The following is a 21,686-nucleotide window of genomic DNA, read 5'->3' on the forward strand; positions in this document are numbered from 1 at the left end:
TGACTCCGCCGCTGCGCGGCGTGATGACGAAATGACGTCAGTGATGCGCGGAAGGCCTCGCCCTTGGCTGGCGTCATGGCGGCGCAGCTGCCGTCATCGAAGCGCAGCGAGGTCATTTCGTCATCGCATCGCGCACGCGCTAGCCGTCTTTGGGAACGCGAAACAGCCTGACGGGGCAGCACCGATCGCCCCAACCTAAAGAATCAGCGTCGCTTGTACATGCTGCTGGTGCTGCGCCCGGCGCCCGCCGCGTGCAGCAGCGCCACGGCGCGGCCGGCGTGGGCGTGCGTGATGGCCAGGCCCAGCGCGTCGGCGGCATCGGGGCGCGGGGCGGCGGGCAGTTGCAGCAGGCGCTGCACCATGGCCTGCACCTGCGCCTTGGCGGCCTTGCCGTGGCCGGCCACGGCCTGCTTCATCTGCAGCGCGGTGTATTCGGCCACCGGCAGCTCGCCGGCCACCAGCGCCGTCACGCAGGCGCCGCGCGCCTGGCCCAGCAGCAGCGTGGCCTGCGGGTTGACGTTGACGAACACGATCTCGACCGCCGCCACGTCGGGCTGGTAGCGCGCCTGCAGCTCGCGGATGCCGTCGAACAGCACCTTCAGCCGCGCCGGCAGGTTGCCCTGTTCGGCCTGCGCGGTCTGGATCACGCCGCTGGCCACGTAGCGCAGCGCGGGGCCCTCCACGTCGAGCACGCCAAAGCCCGTGGTGCGCAGGCCGGGGTCGATGCCGAGGATTCTCATGACTATGCTAATGATAGCTGCTGGCGCATGCTGTGCAACGTTTTGAAATGGAAATTCATCTGAAATCGTTTTTGAACGGGCGCAAGCAGCTCTTGAAATTGAAGCGCGGTGTGGACGCCATGGCGGGCTTCATGGCAGCTCGGCGCTGCGCATGCGCGCCACGATGGTGTTGGTGCGGCTGGCCAGGTAGCGCGACTTCGGCTGCTTCTCGAAGTGGCGCGGGCGCGGCAGCATCACGGCCAGGCGGGCGGCCTCCCAGGCGCTGAGCTGTGCGGCGCTCTTCTTGAAATAGTGCTGCGCGGCCGCTTCGGCGCCGAACACGCCTTCGCCCCATTCCACGCTGTTCAGGTAGATCTCGAGAATGCGCCGTTTGGTCAGCATGTGCTCCAGCGCGTAGGTCAGCACCAGCTCCTGCCCCTTGCGCAGCAGCGTGCGCTCGCCCGACAGCAGCAGGTTCTTGGCCAGTTGCTGCGTGATGGTGGAGCCACCGCGGATGCGCAGCGGCCGCGCGGGCTTGTTCTGCGCGGCGCGCTGGGCGGCGGCCTCCTCGGCCTGGGCGTTGCGCTCCCAGGCCTTCTCGATGGCGTCCCAGTCCACGCCCTCGTGGCTGGCAAAGCTGTCGTCCTCGGCCGCGATGACGGCGCGCTTGAGGTGGTCGGAAATCTGGTCGTAGTCGCGCCAGTCCTGGCGCCAGCGCAGCGCGCCGGTGTTGGCGATGCGCCAGGCCTCGGAGCGCTGGAAGGCGGTGGACTGCGGATCGACCACGCTCATCAGCGCGATGCGGCCGATGAAGAACAGCTGCAGCGCCAGGCCGGCCACCAGCACCAGCAACAACCAGCGGCCCAGTCTTCGCATATCCGGGTTTATTGCCAGCCGGCGGGCATGGGCAACCACGCAGGGTTGCGCAGCAAGCTCGACGCAAGGCCGCGGAGCAGGCCGCCCCGGAACGCCGTGGCCAGCCCTGCGCCGGCCGCCAGCGTTGTCCCCCTGGGGGGCTGAGGCCCGCAGCTCCAGACCTGCCTGCGCAGGTCTGGACGGGCCGAAGAGCCGGCGCCTCTGGCGACGAGCACGTGGCGCTGCAGGCGACTCAGGCGGGTCATTTCAATTCCTGCACCGTCGTCGTCAACTGGTCGGACTGCAGCGTCGTCTCCAGCGTCTGCTCGTGCGTGAACCTGAAGCGCGCGGTGACGTCGAACTGGTCCGTGTCCTTGCGCATGGCGGCGGTGAAGTTGCCGAAGGGTGCGGCGCGCGAGGCGATGATCTCGGCCAGGCGGTCGAGGTTTCGATTGCCCGAACTGCGCGTGACGCGCGCATCCAGGATGCGGCCGTCGTGGTTGATCAGCAGCGACATCAGCAGCTCGCCATACAGCTTGCGCCCGGCCACCTGCGGAAAGTTGGCCGTGCCCTCGGCCTCGATCTTGCGGCGCATCTCATCGTAGTACACGGCGTAGGTGATGCCCAGCGTGGCCGGGCTCAGGTAGCGCTTGCGTGGGCGCGAGTTTTCTTCCTCCACCCGGCGTTCGATGGCGGCCAGCAGCTTCTGCAGCTGCTGGCGGCGTTCTTCCTGCGCTTGGGCCTCGGGGTCCTGGTTCAGCTTCTGCGGGTCCACCTTGGGCATGGTGGCCAGTTGCTGGCGCACCTGGGCCAGCAGCTGCTCCTGCTGCTCCAGCATGCTGTCGATGCGGCGCTGGTTCTCGTTGACGGCCGAATCGCCGGGCGACTCGACCGGCGCCGGCGGCAGTGGCGTGCTGACCATGCGCTTGTCGGCCGCCTCGCCGCCGCCGGCCAGCGTGGCCTGGGCCAGTGCCTGGGGCTTCTCGGGCTTTTCGTCGGACTCGGCGTTGACCAGCACCACGTCGAGCGTGGTGTCCTGGAACACGCGCTTGAAGCCTTCCGGATCGACGAAGCGGATGGTGAGCAGCGCCGCGTGCAGCAGCACCGACAGCCCCAGCGCCCATTGCAGCGTGGTCAGGGTCTTGAGCGAGGGAAGGCGTTGCGCGCGCAGCATCACGGGGCCGGATTATCGGCGCTGGCGCCCTCGGCTTCGCTCACGTCCACGGCGATGGCGATCGGCCCTGCGGCAGAAGTCTCATCTTCGTCCTCGACGCCGTTGTCGGTGGGCGGCGTGTCGGCGTCCAGCACCTCGATCACGGTGCCGCCCACGTCCAGCGCGATGTCGTCGATCTGCCCCAGCCGCACGCGCACCTGCGTGCCGCGCGGCAGGCCCTGCGCGCCCAGCACGGTGAACACCAGCGGCAGCGTGTCGGCGCGCGCCAGCCAGGCGCCGCCAGCCTGCTCCTTGATCAGGCTGGCCGTCAGCTCGGTGATGCCGTGCTGGCGCAGGTACTTCAGCGTCCAGAAGCGCTCCATGCTGGCCTGGTGCGCGTTGTAGGCGCTGTAGGCGGCGTCGAAGGCGCTGATGACGGCGAACAGCTGCGCGTCCTTGGGTTTGAAGGGCGCGGCCAGCGCGGCCGTCTGGCCGTGGCGCGCGGCGGCGATCAGCTGCCACTGGTTCACCAGGTCGACGTAGCGGCGCAGCGGCGAGGTGCTCCACGCATAGCTGGGCACGCCGATGCCGGCATGCGGCAGCGCCTTGGCGCCCATGCGCACCTTCACGCCCGGCAGCAGGCTGGCCTGGCTGCGGTAGATGGCGGGCACGCCCAGGTGCGCCAGCCACTGGCCCCAGGTGCTGTTGGCCAGGATCATCAGCTCGGAGACGATCACGTCCAGCGGCGCGCCGCGCTGGCGCGTGGTGATCAGCACCTGTTCGTCGCCCGTGGGCACGTCGCCGTCGTGCCCGGCCAGCTTGAAGCTGTAGTCGGGCCGGTTGAAGGTCTCGGGCTTGCCGCGCACCAGCTCGCGCTGGTGCTTCAGGTGCTGCGCCAGTTTATACAAAAATGATAGCTGCTCGCGCTTGATGGGCAAGGCCTCAGCCTCGATTTTGTTCGAAACATGGCCGCCGGCCAGCCAGTCGTCAGCGATCAGGTGGTCGATCTGGTCGTGCCGCAGGTTGGCCACGATGGGCACGCGCTCCAGCCTGGTCTCGGTGGCCTGCACCTCCAGCGTGGCCTCGTCGAGCGTGACGTACAGCGACACCGCCGGCACCGGGCGCCCTTCGCTCAGCGTGTAGGCTTCCACCACGTCGTCGGGCAGCATGGTGATCTTGTAGCCCGGCATGTACACGGTGGACAGGCGCGCGCGCGCCAGCGCGTCCAGCGCGTCGCCCGGCTGCACGGCCAGCCCCGGCGCGGCGATGTGGATGCCCAGCACCACCGTGCCCGTGCCCAGGCCCTGCAGCGACAGCGCATCGTCGATCTCGGTGGTCGACGAGTCGTCGATCGAATACGCCTGCACGTCGGCCAGCGGCAGCTCGTCGGTGATGGCCGGCGCCTGCAGCGCCGGAAAGCCCGTGCCCTTGGGAAAGTTCTCGAACAGAAAGCGCTGCCAGTGGAACTGGTAGGCCGATTCGATGGCGCCCGCCTTCTGCAGCAGCGCCAGCGGCGCCAGCTGCGTGGCGCGCGCGGCCTCCACCACGGCCTTGTATTCGGGCGCGTTCTTGTCGGGCCGGAACAGGATCTTGTACAGCTGCTCGCGGATCGGCCCCGGCGTGCTGCCCGCAGCCAGCTCGTCGGCCCAGGCGCTGATCTGCGCGGCGATCTGCTTCTTCTTCTCGATGGCGGCCAGCGCCTGCGCCACGATGTCGGCCGGCGCCTTCTTGAAGCGGCCCTTGCCGGCGCGGCGGAAGTAGTGCGGCGCCTCGTACAGCGCCAGCAGCATGGCGGCCTGCTGCGCCACGCCCGGCGTGCCGCCGAAGTAGTCGGCCGCCAGTTCGCCGAAGCCGAACTCGGCCTCGGGCGCGAACTCCCAGGCCAGCGGCAACTCGATCTCAGCCGCCAGGGGCGCGGCCTGGGCCATCAGCTCGGCCGGCGCGGGTTTGTCGAAGCGCAGCAGCTGGTTGGCCGACTTGACCTTGACGCGCTTGCCGGAGTCCAGCTCCACCTGCGCCGAGGCCTCGGCCTCGGAAAGAATGCGGCCCGCCAGGAATTTGCCGGCCTCGTCGAAAAGTACATGCATAGAGGGGGGCGATTGTCCCATCCCCGGCCATGGCAGGCCGGCGCCGGCGGTCAGCCCAGCATGCGCGGCAGCACGTCCGGCCCGCGGCGGCGGTGCCAGAAGGCCATGAAGACGTGGCCCACCGTCAGCGCCAGCAGCGCCCAGCCCAGTTCGCCGTGCAGCGCGCCGCCCAGGTCGGTCATCCACTTCACCGCCGTGTCCGCATCGCGGCCCGGAAACACCGGCAGGCCCAGCGGCGAAAAGGCGCGGGCCGAGCCGTACTGGCGCAGCAGGCCGATGAAGGGGATCGCCACCATCAGCCCGTACAACCCCAGATGCCCCAGGTGCGCCAGCGTGCCGACCGAAGGCGGGCGCCGCCCCGCATTCATCAGCGCCCAGGCGCCGCGCAGCAGCACCAGCAGCATCAGCAGACTGCCCACATGCTTGTGCGTGGGCCACAGAAAGGCGTCGAGCGCCGACTTCTCGGCCAGGCTGTGCGTGATGGCCGAGGCAAACATCCACCCCAGGCCCAGGGCCATGCCCCAGTGCAGCGTGCGGCTGACGGTGCCGTAGCGGGTGGCGGAATCGGGGGTCATGGGCAGGCTCTAGAAGGCGGGGGGCGCACACGCGAACGGTGGTGTGTGCTGCCGAAGGTTTAAGCAAGAAATCTGCCTTCAGCGCTTGCTGGACAAGCGCTGACAGCTATCAAAATAATACTTTTGAGTGGCGCCCGGCGCCGCCGGCACCGGGGTGAGAGCGGGGCCTCAGCCGGCAAGTTCCAGAAAATCCAGCACCGCGTCGATGTGCTGGTCGAAGTCCGACAGCGCGTGGTCGCTGCCTTCCAGCAGGCGGATCGTGGCGCCCGTGTAGCGGCCGCACATCTCGCGCCAGTCCAGCAGCTCGTCGCCCTTGGCGATGACGGCCAAGAAGCGCTCGGGGTGGTGCAGCGGGCCGGATTCGAGCGCGCGCAACTCGTCGATGTATTCAGGGCGGAAGAAAAAGCGCGCCTGCGGGTCGTGCCACGCGGTCTGCTCGCCGATGTGCGCCGTCAGATCGCGCGCCGGATCGACGGCCGGGTTCAGCACCACCGCCCGGCAACCGCGCCGCTGGGCCAGCCAGGTGGCATAAAAGCCGCCCAATGAGGAGCCGACCACGGCCATGCGATCCGCCGGCCAATCGGCCGTGCCACGTTCGATCAGCGCTGCTGCCGCGGCGGGCGAGGGCGGCAACTGCGGGCACCACCAGGTGACGGACGGATGCTCCGCCGCCACGCGCGCGGCCATCATCCGCGACTTGGCCGACTGCGGCGACGAGCGAAAGCCGTGCAGGTAGAGGAGGTGGGTGGTGGGCATCCGGGGGATGGTAGCGGCGGGAAGTGCAGAGGCGCGGCTGGCTGGGATGACGGCGTTGCAGCGATTGCTGCCGTTCGTGGTTGCACCCCGTGTGTGAAGGCCGACTTCTAAGCGGCCGCTCAGCCTTCAACGGTTTGCCGAAATCAAAGACCGATTTGACGTGCTCATCGGACATCCGATGCGGTCACCGCCTGGCGGAGTCGCGAACGGCTGCTCTTCGGACCAGCGAACAGGCACTTTCGACCCGTTGCAGCCATTGCGCGACTCGGTAAGCCGTCTATTGTGACGTGGACGACCCGTGCATCCGCGCCGGTTTCAGGCGCCACATTAGCGGCTTCCTTCTGACAAAGGTCAAACCAAGGTCGTGCAGTGTCAGCAATGCACATTTAGTTCACGAATGAAAAGCCTGCGAAAAGACCAAGAACTCACATGGCTGAGTTATGGTCATAGGCTCGCATACTAGGTTGGCTAGGCGTAGTGATCGGTCTCTGGAGCGTTAATCATGAACAAACTCAAGCTGGTATTGACAACGCTGCTCGCTGCCATGGGTGTTGGGCTGAGTAGTCCCGTCTCGGCACAGGACGGCACCACAACGACCAGTACCATTGCCAACGCATTTATGTTCCTGGGGGGGCTAGGCACCTCATGCCAGTTGCTTAGCATCTTGCCGCACTCGGTCCGACAGGAGGCACTCGGTCCGGATGGGCCTGCGACTGGGTACGACCAGACGCCAGCACAAAGCTCGGGACGTTCCATCCGGGCGACAAACTGACGGTTACCTTGAGTGGAGAGCGCCTGCAAAGTTGGCGGGAAGGGGACCCAACTTGGGATCCAGCACTGAGCAAGGCTACCTGGTCGATCCTCGGCTCCAGCATTGATGCCGGTGAAACACCAGTCTGGCAACCGCTGGCATCAAGTGCAGAACAAGCGAATCTGCCGAGCACCCTGAGCCGAGGTAACGCATGGGAACTGGACGAATGGGCATATCGATCGCGTGGGGTGGTGGCAGAAGACCGGTGCTGAGCGTTGTTCTTGCGAAGGCCAGCTATCCGTTTAGGCCGTTGTCTCAAGCCGCGCAGCATCAAACTTAAGCGCATTCAGCTTTTCCTTCACCCCTTGGAGTTTCTCTTGGCTTGTGCTGATGAATTTCGATCGTTCCTCAACGGTTTTTACAATTTTCTCAAATTCTTTGAGTTGAGGAGCAAAGAAATCCATCAGCTTTTCGTCATCACCGATGATGTCATAAATATCCTTGAAGGAGCTTTTGATTATCTCTGCAATGGAATCTTTGGTGCTTTTTAGTTCCTGCTCCAATTCATGTGCCTTATATGCACTGAACAAGTCAGAAGCAAGGTTAAAAGCTGCTCCCGCAGGACCCGCCCATTTGGAAATAGAGGCGGCAAGTTTGGTCGCTTCCCAAGGCTTGAATTTTATTGCAATACCTGCCACAGATTTCAGTGTATCACGGGCAACGAATATTGCACCCTTGATGACATCTGGACTCAGGCTGGCAATCCCCTTCGCTGCGCCACCCATGGACTTCAACGCACTTTCACCCATGGCATTAAGAAAGCTTTCGCTAGAATTTAGCTGGCGACCGATATCTTGCGATATACGACTGGTAACTTTAGAAGACTGTTCGAAGGAACGGTCAATTGCACTCTTGATTTTCAAGTGCAACTTAAATCCAACGCCATCCACGGTATAACCGAGTTCATCCTCAAGGAAGTCACGGATGTTTTCTAGGGATAGAGGACGCAACTTGCCCAGCAGGCTATTTTCAATGTTTTGCAACTCCTCAAATAATTCACCAGCCAATTGTTTTACTTCCCGACGGCCTTTAGAAATATCTTGACGGATACGTGCCGCCTCTTCTGCATTTTGCTCGGCAAAAATATTGAGTTGCATCAATTGATTTTCAGCGCGAACCACATGCTGCCCAACAATATCGTGAACGACATCCAGGCCGGTCTTAGCCATCAATACGGCTGGGACGTTGCGGTGCAGCACCTGGGTTGTCATAGCTTTGAGGTCATTAATTCGCGATCGACTTTCATAATGCGCTGGCTTACTGAACCAAAATTCCAAGCCACGCCCATTAGGGTTAGATGCCAGACAAACAATTTTCAACTGGGCCACTTCGTCAGGGCTAAGATTTGCTGCACGCTGCAGCTTAGATTTAAGATTATCTTTCTTGATCGTGGCCTGTGCATCAAAAAGCACTTGTTCCGTCAGATCAGTAACCTCATCCATCTTGTTGATCACAAAAACGGTTGACGATAGCTTATTCAAATCTCGCAGCACCCACTTGACAATGTCGTTGTGGCTTTCCTTGAGTGGGTTGGTAGCATCCACCACATAGAGAATCAAGTGCGCTTCGGAGATATAGCGTTTTGTCAAATCTTCATACATCACCTGCTCGCCATCAACCAACTTTTCCTTGTCACCAAAAAGGCCAGGGGTGTCAACAATCTCACATTTTTCTGGCAATCCTTCGGGTGAATAAATGGCTAAACGGTCAGAGGATTCGTCCATATTGATTTTCATATCAGCCATTACCTTGCCCATCCAAGCGGCAATCACACTAGTCTTGCCGTCAGAAAAGGCACCGAGAAGTGCGATGCGAAGAACATCAGACTCAATAGTTCGTATTGCTGAATCAATTTTTTGCAATTCGTTGCTGACATCAGCACCCATATCACCTAGTTCGTTGAGTACTACACGCAATTGCTCCAGTTCCTTGAGTGCAGCTTGCTTCTCTACATTAAATTGCTTGAATTGTTCCATAAGGCATTTTCTCCAATTGGTCTTTAGTGTTTTTCATCAGCATCATCTGCTGCTCGATTATTTTTAGGGGTCGTTTGAGTGATTCATCAAGTTGTTGCACACGTGCCAAAACAACTTCCTGAACCTGCTTGCGCACAGGCGAGAAAAGTGTTTTGCTTTCTTCTTGCAAGGCTTTACGGGCCTCGGACCAGGCTTCATCTATTTTTTCTTGCACTTGGCCTTGTGCCTTACGAATGCGTTCTCCCTTGCTGGTGAAAATGTGCTTTATGAAGCTGACCAGCGCGCCCACTACAGCACCAGCAATAGCACCTATCAAGTTGCCAATCACTGGGAACGCGGAACCGATACCAAATCCAGCAACAGCATAAGAACCAATATTTAAAGCCATCCAGCCATAATCGCCAAATTCAAGACCGATGCCAAGCTCAGGAGTCTTATAGTTAATGTTCATATTTTCGGAGTCACTGAGTAACTTTTCAAACTCGACCCGCGAAACATCTTCCAGTAACCGTCGCATGGCCTGTTGTAGATCCTTCTGTAAATCAGCGAGGTACTTTTCATACTGTTCCTGTAATGCATTTTTGAGTGACTCTTGTCGATTCTTGAATGCACGTTCAATTTTATTGGAGATGATTTTATTTTCTCCAAAATTTTGCTCGACAATTTCGTCAGCATCCTCTTTGAGGCTGTTGAAAAGCTTCTCCCAAAGATTTTTTCGTCCGGTCACGACCAGTTGCTCAAATCTTTCTTGTGCTTGTTTTATTGCTTCGCGGCACTTATCGAACTCCGGCTTGGTTTTTGCAACAAATGCTTCGTGCGATATGTAAAGATTTTTCAATGTTTCTAAATTTTCAACAAGTAATTCATAAACTTTGGTCTTGTTGCTCTCTATCATGTCTTCCCGAAAGGTCGATAGCTTGTCGTGGAGCACTTTAGCAACGGACTGTATCTGGCTAAATTCATACATCGACTTGCGTGATGTGAAGTGCTTTTGATAATTACGTTGCTGGATGACTAAATCTCGGCTACGAGAAGAGTGAATAGTAGTTCGTCCGGTTTGCGCATCGATCGCCAATGCTGAGAACGCAAGCAGGCCCTGTACGCAATGGCCGGTTTGCATAACCTTGCTACCCAATACTGAGCGAAGTACTTCCTCGGTCTGCTGCAATGCAGTGGTGGAGTCACCATGATTTTTTAGAGATTCACGATCTTCTTCAAACTCGTATGCATCTGCATTGCCACGAACATTTACTAGGGGACAGACTTGCGTACCCAGTCTGAGATAATTTCGTATTTTCTGTGCAGTGGCCTTCTCAGGTTTTTTGTTGGTGCCATTGACATAAAAAACCAAATGAGCCTTGGCTATGGCTTCACGAACCATATGCGCATACTTGCTCTCATCACCTTCGATACCAGGCACATCTATTAATTGAAAGCGCTTGCCCTTGTAATTCAGGGGATACAGCGTATTACCCTTGGTAAAATCAGCCTCGCCAGTACCAATGATTAAGCCATCCACCCGATGGACTTGGGCCTTCTGACGCTCATAGACTACTAGCATGTCTAGGAGTGCGGTGAGTTGGCGATTGAGCAACGCATCAAGTGTTGGGGAGCTTACCTCGATGTGCTGGGAGACAGACGTCGTAGGCACAACTGATGAAGGCATTGATGTCGCCTCCTCGAATAGTTCATCGAGTTCATGAGCAGCCATCTCAGACTCCTGCCAGCTTCAACAATGCCACAGCAGCCATGGCACCGATCAAGATCCCACCACCACCGAAGAGGGCCAAACGCAGCTTGTGACGTGATACTGCGTAGGCCTGCTCGATTTGCAAGCGTTGTGATACCTCTTGCTGCTCCGCAGCCAGGCGAGCGCTGGATTCCTGTTCGGCGAGTTTCTGTCTAGCCTGGGCCTCAGTTTCAGCGAGTTGCTGACGATGCACCACTTCCTGGCGCTGTATTTCAAGACGTGCCTGGGTTTCTTGCTGGACTATCAGATTTCTTGCATCAGCCTCGGCTTTGGCAATTGCATTTCTTTCTTGGACTTCGCTCTGGGCGATTCGCACTAATCGATCGGTGCCTTGACAGATGGCCGTCAATTCATCCGTGTATTCACTGTACAAGGCGTGTAGACCTTCACGGACATGCTCAAGGTGAGCGGTAAGAGCCTGCGCGAACTGCTCCAAATCATTGGCATGCTGTTGTAGCAGTGCTTGACGGGTTTCTTCCTTGAACAAGATACGCAGTGATTCAATGATCGTACTTTTACCTGCGTTGGTTTCGCCAAAGAACGCCAAAGTGAATGTGTCCCACTCGGCATGGGTTTTTAGCTGCTGGAGTTCGCTGTCGAAACGATTTTGAATGTCGCGAAGCTTTTTCGTAATGTTTCCGATTTCACGCTTGCCATCCTTATGCTCAACATTGAGCGAGAGAATGTCTGCCATGGCTTTGCCGACGCTGTCCGATACATTGGCGTACAGACGATTGAGGTCTTGGGGTGCGTTCATTGTTTGTCTTTGTGATGAAAATTGGCTATTCCTTGACGCTGGGCGTACAGACTTCACTGGTCTTGCGGTGCAACGCTTTTAAAGGCCGCCAGCAAACTACGCTTCATCTCTTCAAATTCAGCCTGCGTCAGCGCGCCTTGCTGATACAGCGTAAAAAGTGCGCGTAGTTCCTCAATGCCGTGTTGCATCGGCGAACCTGCGGGCGACGGTGTGCTGGCTGGCTCTGGCGACACAACAGCACTGTCAGAGCTTTTGTCCGTCTTTGGTGATAACGGCGTCTTTTCCAATACACCTTCGCTTGTACTTCTTGCCATATAGGCAAGCCCACGCTGAATCATCTGTACCCCCGCCGAAACGCCATACAGCACACAGCCAATGGCGAACAGCACCAATAAAAAAAGAATGAATTGCAGCATAGAGGTACTTCTTTATCTAATTTTGTCTGTCGATTTCAGGGCTCCCACATCACCAACGCTTGCTCCAGCCCCCTCACCAACTCCTCCTCCCAAGCCTTGGGCTGAACAATGCGCACATGCGGTAGCCAATACCGCACCACGGGCAGTAGCTGGTTAATGTGGTTGATCTGGGTGGTGACCAGCAGGGACCCGTCGCTGTCCTGGCGCTGCTGTTGTTGCGGCAGGAGCTGGCGGCGGGCGAAGTAGTGGGCAATCTCTGGGGCGACGCGCAGCAGCACTTCGGTGGTTTGTTCGGTAAACCACACGTCGTCCTTGTTGGCGATGTAGTCCAGGTGTGCGCGTTTGGGGGTGAAGTGCTGGGTGTGGTCTACCTGCAATGCTTCAATCAGCGCAACGCTGAAGTTTTTCAGGCGGCCTGCTTCTTCTGCGGCCAGGTACCAGACGCCGTTCTTGTGGATCAGGCGGTAGGGGTGGGCGATGCGTGGCTTGGCCTTGTAGGTGAAGTGACAGATGTGGTGCTGCCCAATGGCTTGCTGTAGTGCGGCAAAGGTGCGGGTGTTGCCACCAAGGTCTTCGTGCGGCACGGGCTGGACGTGGGTTGCGCGGCGTGGTTCGGGGGTGGCAAGCTGGCCGAGCAGGTAGGACAGGCTGGTGTCGGGGAACAGGTGTTCGGTGCCAGCCATGCGGGCGTAGTCGTGCAGGTGCCTGGCCGGGATGGTGCTGCGGGCGGTGTGGGTGAGTTGCCACTGCCCTTGGTCATTGCGCTCGGCAATGCCGTGCAGGCGTTGGTGCAGGTCACGCTCGATGGTGCGCACGTCCACATCGAATTCGGCGGCCAGTTGGTGCTTGTCGATCAGCTCCCCTTGGTGCAAGCGGGCAATGATGCGTGACAGGCGCTGGGCCAGCTTTTCACCTTTGGATGTGGTGTTGGCTGCAGGAGTTTGGGCAGACATGGTTGTTCGAGAAAGTGGCTGCACGGACTGTAGAACTGGGGTGCGACAAGGTGTGTCGAACTGCAACAGAAAACATTATGTGAAGTTTGAAATGGTCGTTCTACCTACACCGTGCCAGAGGGCGAATCCCGTGTGTTGGGCTACGTTGTCACTCCAGACGACCCCGACGCTTTTTCGACCATGACGTTCAGTTGTGAACTGCTCAGGGTGACAAGATCACGTTCACGCTGGAGCCAGGAAATCCAGACCCTGCGACTACGGCGTCGTGGGCTCTGTATAACTTTGAATCGGCGTTTGCGACCGAATCGTCTGGCGGTGTACCCGCGCCTTTAGTGCCTGGAGGCCAGCTCGGCACGAGCCTCACATACACAGCACCGACGGCAGGCGTGTTGCCGATCGTCTATATTTTTGACAGCGCCAATGATGAGTTGCCACTCAATGGCAACGCCACCATGAAGATAACTTGCACGCCACCCCCCACGGTGACGGTGACCAAGGTGCTGTCACCGGCGGAAGACCCGGGCAGGTGCACCCTTCAAGTCAATGGCGAAACCACAGAGCAATCGACGGATGTAGGCGACACCGGGACCACCGGACCCGTGCCTGTTGAGGCTGGCACCGAAGTGAAGGTGACCGAAATTGCCGCCAACCCGGACACCGATCTGGCCAACTACGATGCCGAACTGACCTGCAACGCCGCCGAAGGCGCCGTGACCATCACAGATGGCAGTTTCCAAATGCCGGAAACGGATGTCACCTGCACCTTGACCAACACCCGCAAGGTCGCGCCATCGCCACCGTCTGCGGTGACGCCGGTGCCCACGCTGTCGGAACTGGGCCTGATGCTTATGGCACTGGCTGCCGGAGGCTTGGGTGCGAGCAGGCTGCGGCGGCGAGGTTGATCAACTAGCCTTGGGCCGACCCGAAGCGGCCTGAAAGACCGCTTCGGGGGCGTTAGGCGAAGGGTCGGTTGTGGCCGGTGGCCACCCCCGGCCAGCCCCAGAGGGATAATTCCCCATGGCCATCGTGTTCGAAAAACCCTCGCTCTGGCGCCGCCTGTGGCCGCTGCTGCGCGGCTTCGATCTGTGGCTGTTGCTGGCCGTGCTCATCCTGGCGGGCCTGGGGTTGACGGCGATGTATTCGTCCGGCTTCGACCACGGCACGCGCTTTGCCGACCATGGGCGCAACATGCTGATCGCGCTGGGCATTCTGTTTGTGGTGGCGCAGGTGCCGCCGCAGCGGCTGATGAGCCTGGCGGTGCCGCTGTACGTGCTGGGCGTGGTGCTGTTGCTGGGGGTGGAGTTCTTCGGCATCACGCGCAAGGGGGCCACGCGCTGGCTCAACGTGGGCATCGTCATCCAGCCCAGCGAGTTGCTGAAGATCGCCACGCCGCTGATGCTGGCCTGGTGGTTCCACCGGCGCGAGGGGCAGACGCGGCCGATCGACTTCATCGGCGCCTTCGCGCTGCTGGCGGTGCCGGTGGCGCTGATCATGCGCCAGCCCGACCTGGGCACGGCCCTGCTGGTGATGGCCGCCGGGCTGGCGGTGATCTTCTTCGCCGGCCTGCCCTGGAAGCTGGTGCTGCCGCCGGTGGTGATCGCGGCCGTGGGCATCGTCAGCATCATCGCGTTCGAGCCGCAGTTGTGCGCCGACGGCGTGGACTGGCACGTGCTGCACGAGTACCAGCGCCAGCGCGTGTGCACGCTGCTCGATCCCACGCGCGATCCGCTGGGCAGGGGCTTCCACATCCTGCAGGGCATGATCGCCATCGGCTCGGGCGGCTGGTGGGGCAAGGGCTTCATGCAGGGCACGCAGACGCACCTGGAGTTCATCCCCGAGCGCACCACCGACTTCATCTTTGCCGCCTTCTCCGAGGAGTTCGGCCTGGCCGGCAACCTGGCGCTGATCGCCGGCTTCACGTTCCTCATCTTCCGCGGCCTGATGATCGCCGCCGAGGCGCCGACGCTGTTCGCGCGCCTGCTGGCGGCGGCGCTCACCACCATCTTCTTCACCTATGCCTTCGTCAACATGGGCATGGTCAGCGGCATTCTGCCGGTGGTGGGCGTGCCGCTGCCCTTCATCAGCTACGGCGGCACGGCCATGGTCACGCTGGGGCTGGCGCTGGGCATGCTGATGTCGGTGGCCAAGTCGCGCCGCATGATGCAGAGCTGAAGCCCGCCGGGCATGGCGGGGGCGCCACAGGGGCGTGCGCAATTGCACATCCCCGGCCCGCGCGATTGAATCTGTCGGATTTGAGGGCCACAATGCGCGCCAGCCGGCACCCGCTTGGCGCTCACCCTCAGAAGGAGATAGTTTTCATGGCAGGCAAGTTCGAACTGAAGAAGTCCAAGAACGACAAGTTCTATTTCTCCCTGCTGGCCGGCAATGGCCAGACCATCCTGAGCAGCGAGATGTACGAGGCCAAGGCCAGCGCGGTCAACGGCATCGAGTCGGTGAAGAAGAACGCCGGCGACGCCGCGCGCTACGAAAAGGCCGTGGCCAAGAACGGCTCGCCCTACTTCAACCTGAAGGCGGCCAACGGCCAGGTCATCGGCAGCAGCGAGATGTACAGCAGCGAATCGGCCCGCGATGCCGGCATCGAGTCGGTGATGGCCAACGCCGCCGGCGCCAGCGTGGACGACCAGACGGCCGCCTGATCCGCCCATCGCCCCCAAAAAGCCGCCGCAGGGCGGCTTTTTTGTGCCCGCACACCACGCTGCCCTGCCGCCGGCCGGCGCGCAAACGCCCTTGTCCGACAGGCGGCGCCCGTTCTTTGGCTCTACGATGGGTGTCAATCACCCTGCCGCCGCCATGTTCCAGCCTGCCCCATTCGCGCGCCCACACACCACGCCCCGCTGGCTGGCGTGGCTGCCGTTGCTGCTGCTGGCGGTCGTGCTGGCGGGCTGCGGCAGCCTGCCCGAGAACGTCGAGCGCCCGGTGTCGCACGCGCTGGCCAGCCCCGCCGGCACGCCGCTGGGCCAGCTGGCGGCGGCGCGCCGGCCGGCCGACACGGCGCCCGACGTGTCCGGCTACGCGCTGATCGATTCCGCCAACCTCGCCTTCAGCAGCCGCCTGGCGCTGACGCAGCAGGCCCGCCGCACGCTGGACATCCAGTACTACGCCATCCACGGCGACGAGAGCACCGCGCGCCTGTTGCAGGAAGTGCGCCTGGCCGCCAAGCGCGGCGTGCGCGTGCGCATCCTGCTGGACGACTTCAACTCCACCGGCAAGAACGCGCTGGTGATGGGCATGGCTTTTCTGCCCGGCGTGGAGATGCGCATGTACAACCCGCTGCCGGGCGGGCGCGGCTCCACCGTGGTGCGCGCCATGCGCTCGCTGCACGACTTCCGGCGCATGCAGCACCGCATGCACAACAAGCTGTACATCGCCGACAACGCCTGGGGCATCACCGGCGGGCGCAACCTGGGCGACGCCTACTTCGGCACCGCCGACGGCAGCAACTTCGTCGACATGGACATCCTGGCCATTGGCCCGGTGGTGCCGCAGATGTCGGCCAGCTTCGACCAGTACTGGAACAACCCGCTGGCCTACCCGGTGCAGTCGCTCATCTCGGCCGAAGAGCTGCGCACGCTGCGCGAGCAGGTGGCCGCGTCGACCGACGCCGCCGACCACGCCGCGCCGGGCCCGGCCGCCGACCACGCCGCGCCGCCGCCCAGCAGCGCTGCCTCGGCCGCCGACGCCGCCGGCAGCGCCGTGCACGCCGCCGTCAACCTGCCCACCGACAAGGACCAGGACGCACCGCCCGCGCCGCTGCCCGACGCGCTCGACCTGCAGAAGCTGCCGCTAATCTGGGCGCCCGGCACGCTGATCGTCGACAAGCCCTTCAAGCTGGTGCCCGAGCTGAACGACACCTACACCGAAGACACCGTGGTCGACGGCATGCTGTCGCTGATGCAGGGCGCGCAGCGCGACGTGCTCATCGTCTCGCCCTACTTCGTGCCGGGCGAGGCGATGATGAAAGTGTTTGCCGACATGCGCCGCCGCGGCGTGCGCGTGCGCGTGCTCACCAACTCGCTGGCCAGCAACGACGCGCCGCTGGCGCACGTGGGCTACGCGCGCTACCGCAAGCAGCTGCTGCAGCTGGGCGTGGAGCTGTACGAGATGCGCGCGCTGAAAAGCCAGCACCTCGACCGCACCGTGTTCGGCTCCGGCGCGGGCGGCTCCAAGGCCAGCCTGCATTCCAAGATGTTCATCTTCGACGGCCGCGTGATCAGCATCGGCTCGATGAACCTGGACTTGCGCTCGCAGTTGCAGAACACCGAGGTGGCGCTGGTCATCCGCAGCGGCGCGCTGTCGAGGGAGGCCGCGGCGCAGATCGAGGACGTGTTCGACGACAGCGCCTGGAAGCTGGAGCTGACGCCCGCCGGCGGCCTGCTGTGGCGCGCCCCGCCGCAGGCGAAGTTCGAGGACGCCCGCAGCGAGCCCGACGCCAGCTGGGGCCTGCAGTTCCTGCTGCAAATCCTGGGGCCATTCGCGCCGGATGAGATGCTCTGAAATTCAATAAAGATAGCTGTTAGCGCCCGTCAGAAGCTGATTTCAGATGAAAATCTATCTGAAAATGAATTCTGGCGAGCGCAAGCAGCTATTAAACTTGCTTGATTATCAAGAGTTCTCAGATACTGCGTGTGTGAGCGGCCTTGGCCGCGATGGCGGCGCTTCACCCTGAACCAAGGCTCATCGCGGGCAAGCCCGCTCCCGCAACACAGTCGGAGACTTGTTGCTGATCAAGCGAATTGGATGCGTGATGGCTCAGAGCAGCCTGGCGATCAGGCTCGCCACGCCGCTCAGGATCAGCGTGGTGGTGAGCGGGATGAACCACTCGCGCCCGAACAGCCTGAAGCGGAAGTCGCCTGGCAGCCGCCCGAAACCCAGCTTGCCCAGCAGCGGCGTGAACCAGCTGATCAGCACCAGCGCCAGGAAGATGACGATCATCCAGCGGATCATTCAGGCCTCCATCAAAGCCGGTGCAGCCGGTCGCCCGCCGCGAAGCCGCGCGCCGGCGGATGGCCCGGCGTGGCGAAGCCGATCACCTTGAACAGCTCGCCCATCTCGTGCTCGGCCACCAGCTTCATGGCCGTGGCGCGCGTGGGCAGGTCGCTGGCTTCCATCAGCGCGGCAATGCCGCAATTCAGCAGAAAGCGCCCCTGGCTGGTGTAGCCCAGCAGGTCGAGCCCGGCGTCCTGTCCCGCCAGCGCCACGCCGGTGAAGTTGACGTGCGCGGTGATGTCCTTGTCGCCCACATCGGCCAGCGGCGCGTCGTCCATGCGGTGCGCGCGGTGGCACACCAGGGTGCCGGTGGTGCGCTGCGGGTGGTAGTACTCGGCCTCGGGAAAACCGTAGTCGATGAAGTACGCCGCGCCCGCGCCGCCGCGCTGAAGTAGCGCGGCCACGGTGGCGACGAAGGCGTGCGCCTGCGGGTGCACTTCGGTCACGTAGTCGCCGTTGCCGTCGATCTCGACCGGCGGGCGCAGGGCGGTGGGGCGGTCTTGCCAAACGAATGCACGCGCTTCGCTTTCAATAGCTGCCGGCGCTTGTGGAGCGGGCGCTGCAGCCTGATTTGCCTCAAGAATCACGCCGCGCTCATGCCACTCACCACCCACGCGCGCTAGCAGCTTCACCGGCATCGCGTCCAGCACCTCGTTGCCCAGCACCACGCCGCGCAGCGTGGCGGGCAGCTCATCCGCCCAGGCCACGCGGTCGCCATGGGCTGCCAGCCGCGCCTGCTGGCGCGCCCGCAACGCACCCGACACGTCGACGATGGTGTAGCGCGTCAGCGGCTGGCCCAGCGCATCCAGTGCGGCGATCAATTCTGCCGCCAGCGCGCCCGAGCCGGCGCCGAACTCCCACACTTCCTGCGTGCCGGTCGCCGCCAGGCTCTCGGCCACCTGCGCCGCCAGCGCGCGGGCGAACAGCGGCGACAGCTCGGGCGCCGTCACGAAGTCGCTGCCCGACGACGGCAGCGCGCCGAACTTGCGCGAACCATGCGCGTAATAGCCCAACCCCGGTGCGTACAGCGCCAGGTGCATGAAGCGGTCGAACGGCAGCCAGCCGCCGGCCTGCGCGATCTCGCGGGCGATCAGCGCCGGCAGCGCGCTGGTTACACTGGTTTGGTCGTCATTCGTCACCGCGCCATTGTCCGTGAACGCCACCCCCGCCCCCCGCACCGTGCTGGTCACCGGCGCCGGCCGCCGGCTGGGGCGCGCCATCGCCATCGACCTGGCGCGCGCGGGCTGGCGCGTGGCGGTGCATTACCACAGCTCGCAGCAGGATGCTCTTGAAACAGTAGCTGCTTGCGCAAGCAGTACGGGCGGCTCGGCCGCTTTTGATGCCGATCTTTCGGACGAGGCACCCACCCGCGCCCTGCTGCCGCGCGTGGTGGCCGCGCTGGGCGCGGTGGACGCCGTGGTCAACAGCGCCGCGCTGTTCGACTACGACGACGCAGCCAGCTTCGGCCACGCGCAGATGGAGCGCCACTGGCGCACCAACACCGCTGCGCCCGTGCTGCTGGCGCAGGCGCTGGCCGAGCACCTGGCCGCACGCGATGCACCGGCAGCCAGCGGCTGCGTGGTCAACCTGCTCGATCAGAAGCTGTTCAACCCCAACCCGGATTTCCTCAGCTACACCCTCAGCAAGGCCGCGCTGCACAGCGCCACCACGCTGCTGGCGCAGGCCCTGGCGCCGCGCGTGCGCGTCGTCGGCGTGGCGCCGGGCCTCACGCTGACCAGCCACCTGCTCGACGAACAGCGCTTTGCCGAACTGCACCGCCAGAGCCCGCTGGGCCGCTCGTCCACGCCCGAGGACGTGGCCGGCGCGGTGCGCTTCGCGCTGGACAACCGCTCGATCACCGGCACCACGCTGCTGGTCGACGGCGGCCAGCACCTGATGCGTTTCGACCGTGATTTTTCGATGATGTGAGCCCGCCATGAGCGATCTGCCAACCGAGGGCCTGCAAAGCCTCAGCTTCACCGGCCTGCGCTTCGACGCCGCCCTGGGCATCCTGGACCACGAAAAGGGCGCGCCGCAGCCCATCCAGGTCGACGCCGAACTGAGCCTGGGCCCGCAGCCGCTGCACCCGCGCGACGACGACATCAGCCACGTGCTGGATTACCGCAAGGTGCGCCAGATCATCATCGACGAGTGCACGGCCGAGCACGTGAATCTGCTCGAAACCCTGATCGGCAAGCTGTGCGACCGCCTGATGCGCCTGCCCGGCGTGCAGGGCGTGCGGGTGAAGATCACCAAGCTGGAAATCTTCGACGACTGCGAAGTGGCGATCCGGATGGAGGCGGGGCGGTGGTGAATGTCTCCGATCCATGCATGGGGTGCCGCGAGCGCTTCGTTTGACCTGCGTCACCGCGCCATGCTTGCCATCCGGTCTTGAGTGGCGTGGGAATGAACTGTTGCACGGATTGCGTGCCACCGTTCATCAGAACCACGACAGGGAGAACAGCATGAAAGGCTTTGCACGGGTGACCTTGCTTGCACTCGCCATGGGGCTGACCGCCTGTGGCGGCAGCGATGATCCGCCAGCGCCAGCGGCCACCGACACACCAACCGTCCCGGCGGTGCCCGATGTGGCCACGCCAGCCACGCCTCAGGGACTGGATGTCTACGTCGGGACGTGGGTCGACCCCGTCGGATTGGTGTGCACCAAGGTGGCCGACGTGGGAAGCACGCGATACCCCACCGGCCGATCCACGGCGCAGGCCGCCTCGATCACGCGGGCCGACAACAGCCTGACCCTTTCTCGGGTGGCGCTGACCTTCGGCACGCCGGACTGCACGGGCTCGGCTGTGCAAAGTGCCGCGGCACCCGTCTGGACAGGGACCTACCAGGGTTCGGCCTCGGTCGACGGGCGAACCGTCGACCGTTTCATGTTGGCGCCGACGTCGCAGAAGGCCTTGCTGTGGCTGGAAGGCGCGAACTTGTACGTGCAGACACAGGCGCCGCTGGATGCACAAGGCTACCCGACCAGCGCTGCCATCGGACCGACATATCTGCGGCTGTGAAATGCCTGAGGCGCCTGTACGGGGAGTGCAGGGCGTGCTGGTAAAGATCGCCAAGCTGGATATGTTCGAAGACTGCGCCATGGCGATCAGGATGGAGGCGGGGCGGTGGTGAGTTGTGCGGTCTCGTGGATGCTGCTGTAATGAAGCGCTGGCCACGTTCGGCCGAGTGGGAGGGGCGTCGATGAAGTTCCGCGATATCAAGTGGCTGGCCGTGATCGGCGCCGTCGCTGCCGTGCTGGCATACCCGGCGCAGGCGATTACCGTGTCTGGCCCAGTGCCCACGCTGACCTTCTCGTGCACCGGGCTGACCTACAGCGCTGCGGGCTTCCTGTTCCAGTTGGACCGTGACAACACCGGTAACAACACGGAAAGCTACGTGTCCGAGATCGTGGATGGTGCAGGCAACGTGCTGTGGCAGTTCACCAACACCCAGTCGCTGGGTCCGCCGCCGTTTGGCGCAGAGGTATTCGGCAACGCTGGTACGCTGGCTTACACCGCTCCGCCCGCAGCGAACCCCATAACTTCCGGCTGGTGAGTCTGGCGGGCAACGGCTTGCCGCAGCAGACAGCCTTCACCGCCAGTGGCCACTGCGCCAGCCTGCCCTTGCCCCCCGCTCCGACGGTTGCCGCCGTGCCCACGCTGGGCGAATGGGCGTTGATGGCGCTTTCGGCCGTCCTGATGCTGTGGGGTGCCGGGGCCGCGCAAAGACGCCGGCGCCCCTGATGCTGGGCCGCTGGCGCGGTCTTCGCCACGCCACACAGCCCGTCCAGCCGGGCGACGGGCCCGCCGGCAAAGGCATCGTCTGCTGGGTTCGTGCCCATTGATCCACTGATGGGATCGCAGGCGGG

The 21,686-nt window shown here is 62.6% G+C and carries 23 protein-coding genes; 10 read left to right on the plus strand and 13 right to left on the minus strand.

Annotated features, from left to right (window positions below):
• Positions 1-203: 203 nt before the first annotated feature.
• From ruvC to ACFSCU_RS04830, 11 genes are all read right to left on the minus strand, one after another.
• Positions 204-740, minus strand: a complete 537-nt coding sequence (gene ruvC, locus ACFSCU_RS04780; RefSeq protein WP_377560035.1) for a crossover junction endodeoxyribonuclease RuvC — start codon at positions 738-740, stop codon at positions 204-206.
• 129 nt (positions 741-869) lie between these two features.
• Positions 870-1,595 (minus strand): monofunctional biosynthetic peptidoglycan transglycosylase, encoded by a 726-nt coding sequence (gene mtgA / locus ACFSCU_RS04785; protein ID WP_180550749.1) that lies wholly within the window; start codon positions 1,593-1,595, stop codon positions 870-872.
• A gap of 241 nt (positions 1,596-1,836) precedes the next feature.
• The gene (locus ACFSCU_RS04790; protein ID WP_180551806.1) at positions 1,837-2,748 is read right to left on the minus strand and encodes an energy transducer TonB; all 912 of its coding nucleotides are present in this window, start codon (positions 2,746-2,748) and stop codon (positions 1,837-1,839) included.
• Positions 2,748-4,814: a ribonuclease catalytic domain-containing protein gene (locus ACFSCU_RS04795; RefSeq protein WP_377560036.1), complete on the minus strand. Its 2,067-nt coding sequence runs from the start codon at positions 4,812-4,814 to the stop codon at positions 2,748-2,750. The genes ACFSCU_RS04790 and ACFSCU_RS04795 overlap by 1 nt, the downstream gene beginning before the upstream one ends.
• A 50-nt stretch (positions 4,815-4,864) precedes the next feature.
• Entirely contained in the window at positions 4,865-5,389 is a 525-nt protein-coding gene (locus tag ACFSCU_RS04800; RefSeq protein ID WP_180550750.1) for a cytochrome b, read from the minus strand.
• Between the two features lie 168 nt (positions 5,390-5,557).
• Positions 5,558-6,145 (minus strand): YqiA/YcfP family alpha/beta fold hydrolase, encoded by a 588-nt coding sequence (locus tag ACFSCU_RS04805; RefSeq protein WP_180550751.1) that lies wholly within the window; start codon positions 6,143-6,145, stop codon positions 5,558-5,560.
• A 1,053-nt stretch (positions 6,146-7,198) separates the two neighbouring features.
• Positions 7,199-8,932: a LeoA/HP0731 family dynamin-like GTPase gene (locus ACFSCU_RS04810; RefSeq protein WP_180550753.1), complete on the minus strand. Its 1,734-nt coding sequence runs from the start codon at positions 8,930-8,932 to the stop codon at positions 7,199-7,201.
• Entirely contained in the window at positions 8,910-10,643 is a 1,734-nt protein-coding gene (locus ACFSCU_RS04815; protein WP_377560037.1) for a hypothetical protein, read from the minus strand. Before ACFSCU_RS04815 ends, ACFSCU_RS04810 begins: the two co-directional genes overlap by 23 nt.
• A gap of 1 nt (position 10,644) precedes the next feature.
• Entirely contained in the window at positions 10,645-11,439 is a 795-nt protein-coding gene (locus ACFSCU_RS04820; RefSeq protein WP_180550754.1) for a hypothetical protein, read from the minus strand.
• A 53-nt stretch (positions 11,440-11,492) separates the two neighbouring features.
• The gene (locus ACFSCU_RS04825) at positions 11,493-11,855 is read right to left on the minus strand and encodes an SHOCT domain-containing protein (protein WP_377560039.1); all 363 of its coding nucleotides are present in this window, start codon (positions 11,853-11,855) and stop codon (positions 11,493-11,495) included.
• 35 nt (positions 11,856-11,890) lie between these two features.
• On the minus strand, positions 11,891-12,808 hold the full coding sequence (locus ACFSCU_RS04830; protein ID WP_377560040.1) for a helix-turn-helix transcriptional regulator: 918 nt from the start codon (positions 12,806-12,808) through the stop codon (positions 11,891-11,893).
• Between the two features lie 386 nt (positions 12,809-13,194).
• Between ACFSCU_RS04830 and ACFSCU_RS04835 the strand changes: the two genes are divergently transcribed.
• The 5 genes from ACFSCU_RS04835 to ACFSCU_RS04855 all read left to right on the plus strand — a co-directional run bounded on the left by ACFSCU_RS04835 (position 13,195) and on the right by ACFSCU_RS04855 (position 17,495).
• Complete coding sequence (locus ACFSCU_RS04835) at positions 13,195-13,710, plus strand: IPTL-CTERM sorting domain-containing protein (protein ID WP_377560041.1); 516 nt, start codon at positions 13,195-13,197, stop codon at positions 13,708-13,710.
• Positions 13,711-13,825: 115 nt separating this feature from the next.
• A complete protein-coding gene (rodA, locus tag ACFSCU_RS04840; RefSeq protein WP_377560043.1) occupies positions 13,826-14,980 on the plus strand; it encodes a rod shape-determining protein RodA in 1,155 nt (384 codons plus the stop codon).
• Positions 14,981-15,126: 146 nt separating this feature from the next.
• Positions 15,127-15,465, plus strand: a complete 339-nt coding sequence (locus ACFSCU_RS04845; RefSeq protein WP_180550758.1) for a YegP family protein — start codon at positions 15,127-15,129, stop codon at positions 15,463-15,465.
• A gap of 154 nt (positions 15,466-15,619) precedes the next feature.
• Positions 15,620-17,323, plus strand: a complete 1,704-nt coding sequence (locus ACFSCU_RS04850) for a phospholipase D family protein (protein ID WP_377560044.1) — start codon at positions 15,620-15,622, stop codon at positions 17,321-17,323.
• A gap of 46 nt (positions 17,324-17,369) precedes the next feature.
• Positions 17,370-17,495 (plus strand): hypothetical protein, encoded by a 126-nt coding sequence (locus ACFSCU_RS04855; protein ID WP_257645789.1) that lies wholly within the window; start codon positions 17,370-17,372, stop codon positions 17,493-17,495.
• 83 nt (positions 17,496-17,578) lie between these two features.
• Here the strand turns inward: ACFSCU_RS04855 and ACFSCU_RS04860 are convergent, their stop codons facing one another.
• Entirely contained in the window at positions 17,579-17,773 is a 195-nt protein-coding gene (locus ACFSCU_RS04860; RefSeq protein WP_180550759.1) for a DUF2905 domain-containing protein, read from the minus strand.
• Between the two features lie 11 nt (positions 17,774-17,784).
• Positions 17,785-18,954, minus strand: a complete 1,170-nt coding sequence (locus ACFSCU_RS04865) for a class I SAM-dependent methyltransferase (RefSeq protein ID WP_308645848.1) — start codon at positions 18,952-18,954, stop codon at positions 17,785-17,787.
• 13 nt (positions 18,955-18,967) lie between these two features.
• On the opposite strand from ACFSCU_RS04865, the gene ACFSCU_RS04870 reads away from it, so the two are divergent.
• The 5 genes from ACFSCU_RS04870 (at position 18,968) to ACFSCU_RS04890 (ending at position 21,561) form a co-directional block, all read left to right on the plus strand.
• The gene (locus tag ACFSCU_RS04870; protein ID WP_377560045.1) at positions 18,968-19,744 is read left to right on the plus strand and encodes an SDR family oxidoreductase; all 777 of its coding nucleotides are present in this window, start codon (positions 18,968-18,970) and stop codon (positions 19,742-19,744) included.
• A 7-nt stretch (positions 19,745-19,751) separates the two neighbouring features.
• Positions 19,752-20,129, plus strand: a complete 378-nt coding sequence (locus ACFSCU_RS04875) for a dihydroneopterin aldolase (protein ID WP_377560046.1) — start codon at positions 19,752-19,754, stop codon at positions 20,127-20,129.
• Positions 20,130-20,280: 151 nt separating this feature from the next.
• Positions 20,281-20,838: a hypothetical protein gene (locus tag ACFSCU_RS04880; RefSeq protein ID WP_180550761.1), complete on the plus strand. Its 558-nt coding sequence runs from the start codon at positions 20,281-20,283 to the stop codon at positions 20,836-20,838.
• A gap of 181 nt (positions 20,839-21,019) precedes the next feature.
• Positions 21,020-21,373, plus strand: a complete 354-nt coding sequence (locus ACFSCU_RS04885; protein ID WP_180550762.1) for a hypothetical protein — start codon at positions 21,020-21,022, stop codon at positions 21,371-21,373.
• 95 nt (positions 21,374-21,468) lie between these two features.
• On the plus strand, positions 21,469-21,561 hold the full coding sequence (locus ACFSCU_RS04890) for an IPTL-CTERM sorting domain-containing protein (RefSeq protein ID WP_180550763.1): 93 nt from the start codon (positions 21,469-21,471) through the stop codon (positions 21,559-21,561).
• Positions 21,562-21,686 lie beyond the last annotated feature (125 nt).

This window comes from Ottowia beijingensis (assembly GCF_042680925.1).
Classification (GTDB): domain Bacteria; phylum Pseudomonadota; class Gammaproteobacteria; order Burkholderiales; family Burkholderiaceae_C; genus Ottowia; species Ottowia beijingensis.